The organism is Roseateles saccharophilus (assembly GCF_004342485.1).
GTDB lineage: Bacteria > Pseudomonadota > Gammaproteobacteria > Burkholderiales > Burkholderiaceae_C > Pelomonas > Pelomonas saccharophila.
Genome location: NZ_SMBU01000002.1, coordinates 23,383 through 36,582, shown reverse-complemented (window position 1 = coordinate 36,582; position 13,200 = coordinate 23,383). Strand labels below are relative to the sequence as shown.

Genomic DNA, 13,200 nt, shown 5'->3' with positions numbered 1-13,200 from the left:
TCAGCGCTCCTTCACGTAAGGGCGGCCCAGCGCCTGCGGCGCAACGGCGGAGCCAATGAAGCCAGCGAGCAGCACGACCGTCAAGATATAGGGCAATGCCTGGATCAGCTGCACCGGCACCTCGCCGATGCCTGGCAACTGCACGCCCTGCAGGCGGATGGCCATCGCGTCCAGGAAGCCGAACAGCAGGCAGGCGCCCATCGTCGGCAGCGGCTTCCACTTGCCGAAGATCATCGCGGCCAGCGCGATGAAGCCGCGGCCGGCCGTCATATTGGGCGAGAAGGACGCGTTCTGCGCCAGCGTCAGGTACGCGCCCGCGAGGCCGCAGAGCACGCCGTTCATCAGCAGCGCCTGGTAGCGCAGACCCTGGACCGACATGCCGGCGGCCTCGACCATGGCCGGGTTCTCGCCGACCGCGCGCAGGCGCAGGCCCGGCCGCGTGCGCTCCAGGAAGAACCAGACCACAGCCACCATCAGGAAGGCCACATAGACCAGCAGGTTGTGGCTCAGCAGGCCGTGGCCGAACACGGACGCGAACCAGTGGCCCGGCTGCGGCTCGGCAAAGCCCTTGGCCAGTGCCGTCAGGCGCACGTCGGCCTCGATGGGCGGCGTCTGCCCGCCCTGCTGGAACCAGGCGATGCCCAGCACGACGGTCAGGCCGGCGGCAATCATGTTCAGCGCGACGCCGGAGACGACCTGGTCGCCGCGATTCGTCACGCAGGCAAAGCCGTGCAGCATCGACGCCGCGCTGGCGACGGCGATGGCGGCCATCAAGCCGCAGGCGGTGGAATGCGCGACCGAGGCCGTCGCCGCAGCAGCGAAGGCGGCGAACAGCATCTTGCCTTCCAGGCCAAGGTCGACGACGCCCGCACGCTCGGACAGCACCCCCGCCATCGCGCACAGCAGCAGCGGCGCGCTGACGCGCAGCGTGGACGCGATCACCGAGGCGATCAGGACTTCATCCATGGCGGCCTCCCTTGAATTTCGCGTAGACCCGCGCGAACAGCGGCGCGCTGACGGTGGCCATCGCGCCGGAGAACAGCACGATCAGGCCCTGGGCCGTGACGACCATCTCGCGGCTGAAGCCCTGCAGTTCGAAGCTCACCTCGACGCCGCCCTGGTAGAGCACGCCAAACAGCAGCGAGGCCAGCACGATGCCGATCGGATGGTTGCGGCCCATCAGCGACACGGCGATGCCGGTGAAGCCGGCGCCGGCGACGAAGTCCAGCGTCAGCTTGCCCTGCACACCCGAGATCTCGTTGATGCCCACCATGCCGGCCAGCGCGCCGGAGATGGCCATGGCCAGCAGCACCTGGGCGCGTGGGCGGATGCCGGCGTAGTGGGCCGCGCGCGGCGCGCTACCGACGGCGCGCACCGCATAGCCAGCCGCGCTGCGCCACAGGAACCAGCCGACGAAGACGCAGGCAAGCAGCGCGATGACGAGGCTGAGGTTCAGCGGCGACGAGGGCAGCTCAAGCCCGAAGGCGGCGGCGATCTGGTGCAGGGCCGGCATGCGCGCGCTGTCGGCGAACTCGGCAGACTCCACCGCCATGCTGTCGGCCGGGCGCAGCCAGTTCACCAGCAGATAGCCGTTCAGGCCGGCGGCGAGGAAGTTGAACATGATCGTCGTGATGACGATGTGGCTGCCGCGCCAGGCCTGCAGCCAGGCCGGCAGCGCCGCCCACAGCATGCCGAACAGCGCGGCGGCGACGACCAGCAGCGGCAGCATGACGATGGCCGGCAGCTTGGCGCCCAGCCACAGCGCGACCAGGGCCACGCCCACGCCGCCCAGCGTCGCCTGGCCCTCGCCGCCGATGTTGAACAGGCCGGCATGGATGGCCACCGCCACCGCAAGGCCGGTGAAGATGAAGGTCGTCGCGTAGTACAGCGAATAGCCCAGGCCACGCACGCTGCCCAGGGCGCCGTTCAGCAGCACGGTCAGCGCCTGCCAGGGGCTGTGGCCGATGATCATGACGACGAGGCCGGCCACGACCAGCGCGATGGCGAGGTTCCACAGCGGCAGCAGGCCGATGTCGATCCAGCGGGGCAATTGGATGGGCTGGCTCATGTCTGCCCCTCGCCGGCGGAGTACCGCCGACGATCCCCCGCGGGGATGCGAGCCGGCTCGGGAGCGGCCCAGCGCTCGGCTCGCTTCATGCGGCCACCCTTTCTTCTTGTGCGGCCATCAGCAGGCCGAGGCGTTTCTCGTCGCAGTCCTCGATGGCCAGCTCGCCGGTGATGCGGCCGCAGTTCATGACGACGACCCGGTCGGCCAGCGCCAGGATCTCATCCAGCTCGCTGCTGACCAGCAGCACCGCGCAGCCGGCATCGCGCAGCGCCCGCAGCTGGTGGTGGATGAATTCGATGGCGCCGATGTCGACGCCGCGCGTGGGCTGGCCCACCAGCAGCACGGTCGGCTGCTCGCCGATCTCGCGGGCGAGGATGAGCTTCTGCTGGTTGCCGCCGGAGAACTTGGCAGAGCCCAGGTTCTCGTCGCGCGGGCGCACATCGAAGCGCTCCTGCATCGCACGCGTGGCCTCGCGCATCGCGGCGTGGTTCATCGAGGCGCCGCGCCGGTATTTGGGCAGGTCCTGGTAGCCCAGCACGGCCGACTCCCAGGCCGGGAAGCTCATGACCAGTCCGACCGCATGCCGGTCCTCGGGCACATGAGCCAGGCGCAAGGGCCGGGCCTGGGCCGTGTCCAGCCAGGTCTCGGGCGTGAAGGCCTGGCCGCCCAAATCCATGCGGCCGCCCTCGGGCGCGCGCAAGCCGGACAGCACCTCCAGCAGCTCGCTCTGGCCATTGCCCGACACGCCGGCCACGCCGACGATTTCTCCCGCCTTCAGCGTCAGGCTCACATCCTTCAGCGCCGGCACGCCGTTGGCGTGCTTCAAGCTCAGGCCGCTGGCCTGCAGGCGCACTTCGCCGGCATGCACTTCCATGCCCTCGGGGCGGCCTAGCGTGACCTTGCGGCCGACCATGGACTCGGCCAGTGATTCCTCGCTCCAATCGGCAATCGGCCGCGTCTCGACGACCTGACCGGCGCGCATCACCGTGACGGTGCTGCACAGGTTCATCACTTCCCTGAGCTTGTGGGTGATGAGGATGATCGTCGTGCTGCGCTCCTTCAGCCGGCGCAGCGTGACGAAGAGCTGGTCGGTCTCCTGCGGCGTCAGCACCGCGGTGGGCTCGTCCAGGATCAGGATGCGGGCGCCGCGGTACAGCGCCTTCAGGATTTCCAGGCGCTGCAGCTCGCCCACGGGCAGTTCGCCGACGAGAGCGTCCAGTCGCACCTGCAGGCCGGTCTCGGCCATCAGCGCTTCCAGCTTCTCCCGCACCCTGGCCTTGGAGGCGCCGAGGAAGAAGCCACCCTCGGCACCCAGCATGATGTTTTCCAGGCAGCTCAGCGTGTCGACCAGCATGAAGTGCTGGTGGACCATGCCGATGCCCAGGCCGATGGCCTGCTGCGAGTTCGTGATGTGGACCTGGCGGCCGTCGACTTCGATATGCCCAGCATCGGCGTGGTAGTAGCCGTACAGGATGGCCATCAGCGTGCTCTTGCCGGCGCCGTTCTCGCCGACCAGGCCATGCACGCTGCCCGCGGCGATGTCGAACGACACCTCGCGGTTGGCCTGCACGGCGCCGAAGCGCTTGGAGATGCCTTGCAGGCGGACGGCCGCCGCGTTAGTGCTCATTCGGACGGCTCCTCGCGGCGACGCCGACGCCACAACAACAGACCGAACACGGCAGGCAGCGCGCCGATCAGCGGCTGCGCGACGCGCAACCACCGGTGCGCCTGCGGCGACAGCACCTCCAGCTGCGAGAGCAGCCAGGCCGAGCCCTCGAAGCAGAGCAGCAGGGTCAGCCCGCCAAGAACGAAGGCCGTCAGCGCGGCCACCAGCACACGCTTGTTCATCGCGAGGCGATCAGAACTTGCAGGCGTTGTCGGCCATGTAGTCGGCCACCTTGACCTTGCCGGACACGATGTCGGCCTTGATCGCCTCGACCTTGGCCTTCAGCTGCGGCGTGATGAGCTTGGCGTTGTTCTCGTCCAGCGCGTAGTCGACGCCGCCTTCTTTCAGGCCCAGCACGCTGACGCCGGGCTTCCAGCCCTTGAGCACGTTGTAGACGGCCACGTCGACGTGCTTGACCATGGAGGTCAGCATCGTGCCGGGCTGGATGTGGTTCTGGTTGCTGTCCACGCCGATGGCCAGCTTGCCGGCGTCCTTGGCGGCCTGGTAGACGCCGATGCCGGTGCCGCCGGCCGCGGCGAAGACGATGTCCGAACCCTTGGCGAACTGGGCCTTGGCCAGCTCGCCGCCACGCGTGGGGTCGTTCCAGGCGGTGGACGTGGTGCCCGTCATGTTCGAGAACACCTCGATCTTGGGCTGGGTCGCCTTGGCACCCTGCTCGTAGCCGCACTGGAACTTGCGGATCAACGGGATGTCCATGCCGCCGACGAAGCCGACCTTGCCGGTCTTGCTGACCAGGGCGGCCATTGCGCCGACGAGGTAGCTGCCCTCGTGTTCCTTGAACAGCAGGGACTGCACATTCGGCAGGTCGACCTTGGCGTCGATGATGGCGAAGTGGGTCTTGGGAAAGTCCTTGGCCACCTGCTGCAGCGCCGACGCCTGCGCGAAACCGATGCTGATGATGGGACTGGCGCCGCGCTCGGCCATGCGGCGGATGGCCTGCACGCGCTGGGTGTCGTTGCTGATCTCGAACTCGAGATAGGCCTTGCCGGTTTCCTTCTTCCACTGCTCGGCACCCTGGTAGCCGGCCTGGTTGAAGGATTTGTCGAACTTGCCGCCCATGTCGAAGATCACCGCGGGCTGGGACTGAGCCAGCGCCTGGGCCGCGCCACAGACGAGCATCAGGGCCAGGGAAAGTCGAGGCAGGGTGAACTTCATGGGTGGGACGGGGTTGTTCCGGCGAAAGGGGCGCATTGTAGAAAACATCCCTCAAGTTTTACTGGTCAGGAAAATACGGATTCACCCCGCCCTGGCGTGGTGCAGCTTGCGATGCGCCGCCCGGGCATGGGGAAGCCAGCCGAGTGTCGCCCAACGCCGCCACATCAACAGGCCTCGGATCCACTCATCCGCCGCGTAGGCGATCCAGACACCCACCAGGCCCCAGCCCAGGTGCACGCCGAGGAACCAGCTGCCGCCGGCCAGCACGACGGCCATCGAGGCCGCCCCGGCCATCACCGGGTAGCGCGCGTCGCCCGTGGCGCGCAGCGCGTTGATGACGATGAGGTTGAAGCTGCGCCCCGGCTCCAGCAGCACGGTCCACCACAGCAGCTGGCAGCCCAGCGCGATGATCTCGGGGTCGGACGTGAAGCGGGCCAGCAGCCAGGGGCCGGCCAGCGCGAAGCTGCCGGCAACCAGGAAGGCGACGACGAAGCCCAGGGCCAGCGAGCGCCGCACCAGCTTGTGGGCCGCATGCAACTCCCCGGCGCCGATCATGTGGCCGACCAGGATTTCTACCGCGAAACCGATGGCCAGGCTGAACATCAGGATCACGTTCAGGAACTGCATCGTGTAGGCATGCGTGGCCAGCGCATGGGCGCCGAGCTGGGCCACAGCCGCGATGCTGGTCATGAAGGCCAGGCGCCAGGAGATGTTCTCGGCCGCGCCCGGGATGCCGATATGCAGCACCGTGGCCAGCGGCGCGCGCACCAGGCGCCACCAGTCGGCCGCGCGCAGGCGCAGGCCCAGCCGCGCACGCCACAGCGTGATGTGCAGCCCCAGGCCGATGCCGCGCCCGCAGATGCAGGCCAGCGCATAGCCCACCAGGCCCAGGTGCGGCATGGCCAGCAACGCCACCGTCAGCGTGACGACCTGGATCGCGATGACGACCACCAGGGCCTCGCGGCTACGCAGGTGGGCGCGCATCACACTGGACATATTGGCGTTCAGCGCGTCCAGCAGCAGGGCCGGCGCCAGCGCCTGCAGCAGCGTGCGCGCCAGCGGCGCCACCTCGGCCGGCGTGTTGACGATGGCCAGCAGCGGCCCCGCGGCCAGCAGCGCCAGCAGCGCGCCGGCCAGGCCGAGCCAGGTGCTGGCGCCGACGACCGCGCGGGCCACGGCATCGGCCTGGTCGCGCCGTCCGGCCCCCAGGGCCTGGGTCACGGCGACGCTGACGCCCGCACCGATGACGCGGAACAGCACGAACAGGGCCGCGAACACCTGGTTGGCGATGCCGAAGGCCGCGCCGCTGTTGTCCGACAGCCGCGCAGCCAGGGCCGTGCCGATGATGCCGATGCCTATGCCCAGCAGCAGCTCCAGCAGCAGCGGCCAGGTCAGCGGAAAGAGACGGGGGCGAGCGGACGGAGCCGTCAAGGCCGACTCCGTTCAGAGGTATTCACACAAGTCACGACAAGCTCGCCAGAATGGCCAGGGATCCTATAGGAGTAACCATGCTGAAACCCGTTGCCCACGCGTTTGCCGACACCCTAGCCGAGTTCAAGACCGCCTCCGGCAAGACCGGCAAGCTGTTCTCGCTGCCACAGCTGGCCAAGGCCTTCCCCAAAGTGAGCCGCATGCCCGTGTCCATGCGCATCGTGCTGGAGAGCGTGCTGCGCAACTGCGACGGCCAGAAGGTGACCAAGGAACATGTCGAGCAGCTCGCCAACTGGAAGCCCAACGCCGAACGCGTCGATGAGATCCCCTTCGTCGTCGCCCGCGTCGTGCTGCAGGACTTCACCGGCGTGCCGCTGCTGGCCGACCTGGCCGCGATGCGCAACGTGGCGGCCAAGCTCGGCAAGAACCCCAAGACCATCGAACCCCTGGTGCCTGTGGACCTGGTCGTCGACCACAGCGTGATGATCGACCACTACGGGACCAGGAAGGCCCTGGACCTGAACATGAAGCTCGAGTTCGAGCGCAACCGCGAGCGCTACGAGTTCATGAAGTGGGGCATGCAGGCCTTCGACACCTTCGGCGTCGTGCCGCCGGGCTTCGGCATCGTGCACCAGGTCAACCTCGAATACCTCGCACGCGGTGTTCACAAGGCCAAGGGCGTCTACTACCCCGACAGCCTCGTCGGCACCGACAGCCACACGACGATGATCAACGGCATCGGCGTCGTCGGCTGGGGCGTGGGCGGCATCGAGGCCGAAGCCGGCATGCTGGGCCAGCCGGTCTATTTCCTGACGCCCGACGTCGTCGGCTTTGAGCTGACCGGCCAGCTGCGCGAGGGCGTCACGGCCACCGACCTGGTGCTGACCGTCACCGAGATCCTGCGCAAGCACAAGGTCGTCGGCAAGTTCGTTGAGTTCTTCGGCGAGGGCACCAAGAGCCTCGCCCTGCCCGACCGCGCCACCATCGCCAACATGGCGCCCGAGTACGGCGCGACGATGGGCTTCTTCCCGGTGGACGACAAGACCGTCGACTACTTCAAGGGCACGGGCCGCAGCAAGAGCGAGATTGAGGCCTTCGAGGCCTACTGGAAGGCGCAGCAGATGTTCGGCATCCCGAAGAAGGGCGAGCTGGACTACAGCTCGATCGTCACGCTGGACCTCGGCACGGTGGCGCCCAGCCTGGCCGGCCCCAAGCGCCCGCAGGACCGCATCGAGATCACGAACCTGTCGAGCACCTTTGGCGAACTCTTCAGCAAGCCAGTGGCCGAGAACGGCTTCAACCAGCCGGCCGACAAGCTGGGCACAACCTACAAGACCGAGTCCGGCCTGGAGATCAGGAACGGCGACGTGCTGATCGCCGCGATCACCTCCTGCACGAACACGAGCAACCCAGGCGTGCTGCTGGCCGCGGGCCTGCTGGCCAAGAAGGCCGTCGAGGCCGGGCTCAGGGTCCAGCCCCATATCAAGACCTCGCTCGCGCCCGGCTCGCGCATCGTCACCGAATACCTCGAGAAGGCCGGCCTGCTGCCCTATCTCGAGAAGCTCGGCTTCGACGTCGCCGCCTACGGCTGCACGACCTGCATCGGCAACGCCGGCGACCTGACGCCGGAGCTGAACAAGCTGATCCAGGACAAGGACCTCGTCTGCGCGGCCGTGCTGTCGGGCAACCGCAATTTCGAGGCCCGCATCCACCCCAACCTGAAGGCCAACTTCCTGGCCAGCCCGCCGCTGGTCGTGGCCTATGCGATCGCCGGCAACGTGACGCGCGACCTGATGACCGAGCCCGTGGGCCTGGGCAAGAAGGGCCGGCCGGTCTACCTCGGCGACATCTGGCCGACGAGCGACGAGATCTACAAGCTGATGAAGTACGCGATGAACGCGAAGGCCTTCAAGGAAAACTACGACAAGGTGGCCAGGAAGCCCGGCAAGCTCTGGGACGCGATCAAGGGCGTCAAGGGCCAGGTCTACGATTGGCCCAAGAGCACCTACATCGCCGAGCCGCCCTTCTTCGAGGGCTTCACGATGGCGCCCAAAGAACTGGAGGCCGGCGTCAAGGGTGCCCGGATCATGGCGCTGTTCGGCGACTCCATCACCACCGACCACATCAGCCCCGCCGGCTCCTTCAAGGAAACGACGCCCGCCGGCAAGTTCCTGATCGAGAACGGCGTCGCCAAGGCCGACTTCAACTCCTATGGCGCGCGCCGCGGCAACCACGACGTGATGATGCGCGGCACCTTCGCCAATGTGCGCGTGAAGAACCTGATGCTGGCGCCCAAGGAAGACGGCTCGCGCGAGGAAGGCGGCTACACGCTGAAGGGCGGCCGCAAGATGGCCATCTACGACGCGGCGATGGAGTACATCGCCGAGGGCACGCCCACCGTGATCTTCGCCGGCGAGGAATACGGCACCGGGTCCAGCCGCGACTGGGCCGCGAAGGGAACCCAGCTGCTGGGCATCAAGGCCGTCGTGGCGAAAAGCTTCGAGCGCATCCACCGCAGCAACCTGATCGGCATGGGCGTGCTGCCGCTGCAGTTCAAGGCCGGCGATTCGTGGGAAGCCTTAAGTCTGAAGGGCGACGAGTCCATCGCCATCGCGCTGGCCGACGAGATCAAGCCCCAGGGCGAAGCGACGATGACGATCACCCGCGCCGATGGCAGCAGGCAGGACGTGACGCTGACGCTGCGCATCGACACGGCCATCGAGGTGGACTACTACAGGCACGGCGGCATCCTGCCCTTCGTGCTCCGGCAGCTGCTCGCGGCTTAAGTCGCTACATGCAAAGTCGGTGGCGGGCCGTTTGAGTTTGCGGGCCGAGCGCCGGGCCGCTCCCAAGCCGGCCCGCCTGTGGCGATATGCGTGCGGCTCAACGCCGCACGCTTCGCCGTCCCCCGCGGGGGACCGGTCAGGCCTGCCCGCGTTCAGCGGAGGCGGGACTGGACGAGGGGCATCGTTTCCCGGCCTCGACCTGCTGCGCAGCATCGCCATCGTCTAGGTGATGCTCTTCCACTCCTTCCTCGCCGGCGGCCTGGGGCGAACTTCGCCTGGCTGTCGCGCTTCGGCTGGGCCGGCATGGACATTTTCTTCGTGCTCAGCGGCTTCCTGATCGGCTCCCAGCTGCTGCGCGCGCTGCGGCGCGGCGAGCCGACCTCGCTGCGGGCCTTCTACTGGCGCCGGGCCTGGCGCATCCTGCCGGCCTTCGCCGCCGTGCTGGCGGTCTACCTGCTGTTCCCCGCGCTGCGCGAGGTGCCGGGGATGGCGGCCGCGTGGCAGTTCGCGCCCCTCACGCTGAACCTCTTCATCGACTACGGCCACAACCCCGCCTTCTCGCATGCCTGGTCGCTGTGCGTCGAGGAGCATTTCTATCTGCTCTTCCCGCTGCTGGCCTTGTGGGCCACGCGCCGACCCTCAGCCCCCCGCTTCATCGGCCTGTGCGCCTGTCTCGTGCTGCTGGGCATCGCGTTGCGCGCGGGCGTGTGGCTGCACGACGACGCCTATCAGCCGCCGCGCAACTGGTTCATCGAGGACATCTACTACCCGACCTGGATGCGCCTGGACGGCCTGCTGATGGGCATCGCGCTCGCGGCTCTGCGCGTCTACCGGCTCGGGGCATGGCAGCGCCTGCAGGCCCGCTCGACGCCGCTGATGCTGGCCGGCCTGGCCATCGCGGCGCTGGCCTTCTGGCTGTTCCGCGACCGCACGAACCTGTTCGCCAACGCCGTCGGCTGGCCGCTGCTGTCGTTCGGCTTCGGGCTGCTGCCCCTGTCTGCCACCTCGCCGCAGGGCCTGCTGGGCCGCCGGGCGGTGCCGGGCGCAGGCGGGGTCGCGGCCATCTCGTACAGCCTCTACCTGAGCCACAAGCTGGCCATGCACGCCGTGCACGAATGGCTGGCGCCGGTGCTGCCGCTGCACGGGCCGGCGCTGTTCGCGGTCTACGCGGCGGCCATTCTGTTGGTGGACGCCGCGCTGCATCACGCCGTGGAGCGGCCGGGCCTGTGGCTGCGCGACCGGCTGGACGCGCGGCGGGGCGCCGCTACGCCGGCCGCTGCACCGGCACGCTGATTTCGAACCAGAAGCGGCTGCCCTCGCCCAGGCGGCTCTCGAGCCGGATCTCGCCGCCCATCATGCGAACGAGCTGGCGGCTGATGGCCAGGCCCAGGCCGGTGCCGCCGGTGCGCTGCTCGGCGTTGCCGGCCTGCTCGAAGGGCTCGAACAGCCGCGCGACCTGATTCTCGGCGATGCCCACGCCGGTGTCCCTCACCTCGAAGCGCAGCAGCGCCTCGCCGGCATCGCCCCCGGCCGGCACCACGAGCTCGGCGCGCAGCGTCACGCCGCCCGCGTGGGTGAACTTCACCGCATTGCCGAGCAGGTTGATGAGTACCTGGCTCAGGCGCTTCTCGTCGGCCTGCACGACGGCCGGCAGCGCGGGGTCGAGCTCCAGCGCCAGCCCGATCTGTTTGCCCTCGGCCATCACGCGCACGATGTCGGCGACGGCGTTCAGCCGCGCCGGCAGCTCGACCGGCGCGATGCGCAGCTCCGCCTTGCCCGCCTCAATGCGCGCCAGGTCGAGGATGTCGACGATCAGCGTCAGCAGGTGCTGGCCGCTGCTGTGGATGATGTCCAGGCCATTGCGCTGCTTGGGGCTGAGGCCCTCGTCCATCTTCAGGATCTGCGCATAGCCCATCACCGCGTTCAGCGGCGTGCGCAGCTCGTGGCTCATACGCGCCAGGAACTGGCTCTTGGCCCGGCTCGCCACCTCGGCTCGCTCCTTGGCCTCGCTGAGTTCCAGCGTGCGCTCGCGTACCAGGTCTTCGAGGTGGTCGCGGTGGGCGCCGAGCTCGGCCTCGCGCTCCTGCAGCGCGGCGATCATGCGGTTGAAGGTGTGCGCCATCGCCGCGATGTCGCGCGGCCCGCCGGCCGGCGCGCGCGCGTCGCTGTCGCCCTGCTCCACCTGCTCCATCGCCCGGGACAGGGCCGCCAGCGGACGCGTCAGGCGCAGCGCGAGGAAGCGCACCGCGAACAGGAACAGCGCCGCGAACAGCAGGGCCACGCCGAAGTTGGTGATGAAGAAGGAGGTCTGGGCGCGATGCAGCGTCGCCTTGCTCTGGATGACGCGCACCTGGCCCAGCAGCTGCGGCGGGCGCAGCGTCACGTCGAAGGGCGAGGGCTCGGGGCGGGTCCACACCGGCGCCGCGAAGGCCCAGCTGCCGTCGGTCTCCTGGTCCAGCCAGGGCTCGCTGCTGGCGCGCGCGGGCGCGGCCGGCGAGGGCAGGCTGTCGCGCCCCGGCCCCAGGGCCAGCAGCAGGCGGCCGTTGGTGTCGCGGATCTCGATGGCCATCACGTCCGGGAAGGCCAGCGAGGCTCGCACGGCTTCCTCGGCGTTGTCGGCCGAGGCGTAGATCAGGGCCAGCGAGCTGTTGGACGCCAGGTTGGCCGCCACGCGCCCGCCCTGCTCCATCAGCATCGCGCGCACCTGGCGACCACCCTGCCAGGCGTTGACCGCGGCCACCAGCAGGGCCAGGCACAGCGCGCCCAGCGTGACGGCCACGCTCAGATGGCGGCGGAACGAGGTGTCGCGCAACCAGCGGGCATAGACGCGCAGCGGCCAGGGCCGAGGCGTCGGCGCGGCCATGGGCACGCCCTCCTCCCGCAGGAGGCTGGGCGGCTGGCTGTCGGCGGGATAGGGTGGCGTCAAGCTGGACCTCAGTTGGAGGGATAGACCAGATCGAATCCGGACTGCACCGCGGCCACATCGATGCCCAGATGCGCAGCGGTACGGATATTGATGGCAGCACGCGCCTGGCGCAAAGGCAGCACGCCGCCCGCGGCCGCCTTGGGCGCAGCCGCCAGCCGCTGCGCCGATGCGGCCAGCGTGCGCCCAAGCTCGTGGTTGTCCGGGTAGAGCGAGAACAGCGCGCCCCGCTTCACATGGGCCAGGTGGCTGGAGATCACGGCGATGTTGCGGCTCCAGCCCTCGCGCAGCACCAGCGAGAGCACCACGTTGTCGTCCACCGTGGTCGGGTCCTGCGGCAGCCACAGCGCGTCGTGCGCGGGGTCGGCGGCGGCCAGCAGCTGGGTGTAGCCGCGCAGAGCCTCGGCCGGGTCGGCGGCCTCCAGCGCCTGCAGCTCCATGCCCTCGGCCTTGGCCGCCTCGCGCGCCAGGCGCACCAGCCAGCCGTTGAGCTTGGGGTCGTAGACCAGCTGCACCCGCCGCGTGGCCGGCCGCAGCCGCTTGAGCCGCGTCAGCAGCAGGGCCGGGTCGGGCGCCAGCGTGTGGACGGGGAAGGCGCGGGCCTCGGACTCCTGCACCGACACCACGCAGCCCACCAGCACCGCCAGCTCGCCCGCCATCGCGGCCGCGACCCGCATGCCGCCACGGCCGAGGCCGATCAGCACCTGCACGTCGCGCTTGCGGATGTCGTCGGCGACCTGGGCCGGGTTGGCGTTGTTGGCCACCGCGATGCTGATGACAGAGCCGCCAAGTTTGTCCTCGATGCCTTCGATGATGGTCGTGAAGACCTGGCGGAAGGGCTCGCCCAGGTCGGGGTAGACGACGGCCATGCCGCGCGCGGCCTCGGCCGCGAAGGCCGGGCGGGCCCCCAGCCCTGCCAATGCCACGGCACCGCCTAGGGCCCGCCGCAACAAGGCGCGACGGGCGGCGTCTGAGGATCGGCCGTGGTCAGTCAAGTGAGGTCAATGTCGTTGGAGCACCGGACGCGGAACGGCGGCGATTATGCAGACCCGGGCGCCGCCGCCGCGCCTCAATTCCTGCGCAATTCCTCGCCCCCCCCGCTTCGGCGCCCCCCACAATATGCGCCCACCACCGTCCACCTCGGAGAAAC

The 13,200-nt window shown here is 69.1% G+C and carries 10 protein-coding genes; 2 read left to right on the top strand and 8 right to left on the bottom strand.

Translation table 11 applies throughout. From position 1 onward, the window contains the following. The 6 genes from EV671_RS01970 to EV671_RS01945 form a co-directional block, all read right to left on the bottom strand. The gene (locus EV671_RS01970; protein ID WP_132569512.1) at nucleotides 1-966 is read right to left on the bottom strand and encodes an ABC transporter permease; all 966 of its coding nucleotides are present in this window, start codon (nucleotides 964-966) and stop codon (nucleotides 1-3) included. Continuing rightward, nucleotides 959-2,068, bottom strand: coding sequence for an ABC transporter permease (locus EV671_RS01965; RefSeq protein WP_132569510.1), 1,110 nt, complete (start codon nucleotides 2,066-2,068; stop codon nucleotides 959-961). The genes EV671_RS01970 and EV671_RS01965 overlap by 8 nt, the downstream gene beginning before the upstream one ends. Nucleotides 2,069-2,153: 85 nt before the next feature. After that, a complete protein-coding gene (locus tag EV671_RS01960) occupies nucleotides 2,154-3,695 on the bottom strand; it encodes an ABC transporter ATP-binding protein (RefSeq protein ID WP_132569508.1) in 1,542 nt (513 codons plus the stop codon). Beyond that, nucleotides 3,692-3,916: a hypothetical protein gene (locus EV671_RS01955; protein ID WP_132569506.1), complete on the bottom strand. Its 225-nt coding sequence runs from the start codon at nucleotides 3,914-3,916 to the stop codon at nucleotides 3,692-3,694. Before EV671_RS01955 ends, EV671_RS01960 begins: the two co-directional genes overlap by 4 nt. 10 nt (nucleotides 3,917-3,926) lie before the next feature. Continuing rightward, a complete protein-coding gene (locus tag EV671_RS01950; RefSeq protein ID WP_132569504.1) occupies nucleotides 3,927-4,910 on the bottom strand; it encodes a BMP family lipoprotein in 984 nt (327 codons plus the stop codon). Nucleotides 4,911-4,991: 81 nt separating this feature from the next. After that, nucleotides 4,992-6,341 (bottom strand): MATE family efflux transporter, encoded by a 1,350-nt coding sequence (locus EV671_RS01945; protein ID WP_132569502.1) that lies wholly within the window; start codon nucleotides 6,339-6,341, stop codon nucleotides 4,992-4,994. Between the two features lie 77 nt (nucleotides 6,342-6,418). On the opposite strand from EV671_RS01945, the gene acnA reads away from it, so the two are divergent. Together acnA and EV671_RS01935 are read left to right on the top strand one after the other, a co-directional pair. Next, nucleotides 6,419-9,127: an aconitate hydratase AcnA gene (acnA, locus tag EV671_RS01940; protein ID WP_132569500.1), complete on the top strand. Its 2,709-nt coding sequence runs from the start codon at nucleotides 6,419-6,421 to the stop codon at nucleotides 9,125-9,127. Between the two features lie 78 nt (nucleotides 9,128-9,205). After that, a complete protein-coding gene (locus EV671_RS01935; protein ID WP_341540500.1) occupies nucleotides 9,206-10,420 on the top strand; it encodes an acyltransferase family protein in 1,215 nt (404 codons plus the stop codon). On the opposite strand, the gene EV671_RS27175 is transcribed toward EV671_RS01935, so the two are convergent. Both EV671_RS27175 and EV671_RS01925 read right to left on the bottom strand, forming a co-directional pair. Then, complete coding sequence (locus tag EV671_RS27175) at nucleotides 10,392-12,053, bottom strand: ATP-binding protein (protein WP_132569498.1); 1,662 nt, start codon at nucleotides 12,051-12,053, stop codon at nucleotides 10,392-10,394. The genes EV671_RS01935 and EV671_RS27175 overlap by 29 nt on opposite strands. A gap of 8 nt (nucleotides 12,054-12,061) precedes the next feature. Beyond that, nucleotides 12,062-12,976: an ABC transporter substrate binding protein gene (locus EV671_RS01925; RefSeq protein ID WP_132569496.1), complete on the bottom strand. Its 915-nt coding sequence runs from the start codon at nucleotides 12,974-12,976 to the stop codon at nucleotides 12,062-12,064. Nucleotides 12,977-13,200: the final 224 nt, after the last annotated feature.

Excerpts from the sequence above, each read along its gene's own strand:
- EV671_RS01970 (WP_132569512.1), bottom strand. The coding sequence starts at position 966 with ATGGATGAAGTCCTGATCGCCTCGGTGATCGCGTCCACGCTGCGCGTC.
- EV671_RS01960 (WP_132569508.1), bottom strand. The coding sequence starts at position 3,695 with ATGAGCACTAACGCGGCGGCCGTCCGCCTGCAAGGCATCTCCAAGCGC.
- EV671_RS01965 (WP_132569510.1), bottom strand. The coding sequence starts at position 2,068 with ATGAGCCAGCCCATCCAATTGCCCCGCTGGATCGACATCGGCCTGCTG.
- EV671_RS01950 (WP_132569504.1), bottom strand. The coding sequence starts at position 4,910 with ATGAAGTTCACCCTGCCTCGACTTTCCCTGGCCCTGATGCTCGTCTGT.
- acnA (WP_132569500.1), top strand. The coding sequence starts at position 6,419 with ATGCTGAAACCCGTTGCCCACGCGTTTGCCGACACCCTAGCCGAGTTC.
- EV671_RS01955 (WP_132569506.1), bottom strand. The coding sequence starts at position 3,916 with ATGAACAAGCGTGTGCTGGTGGCCGCGCTGACGGCCTTCGTTCTTGGC.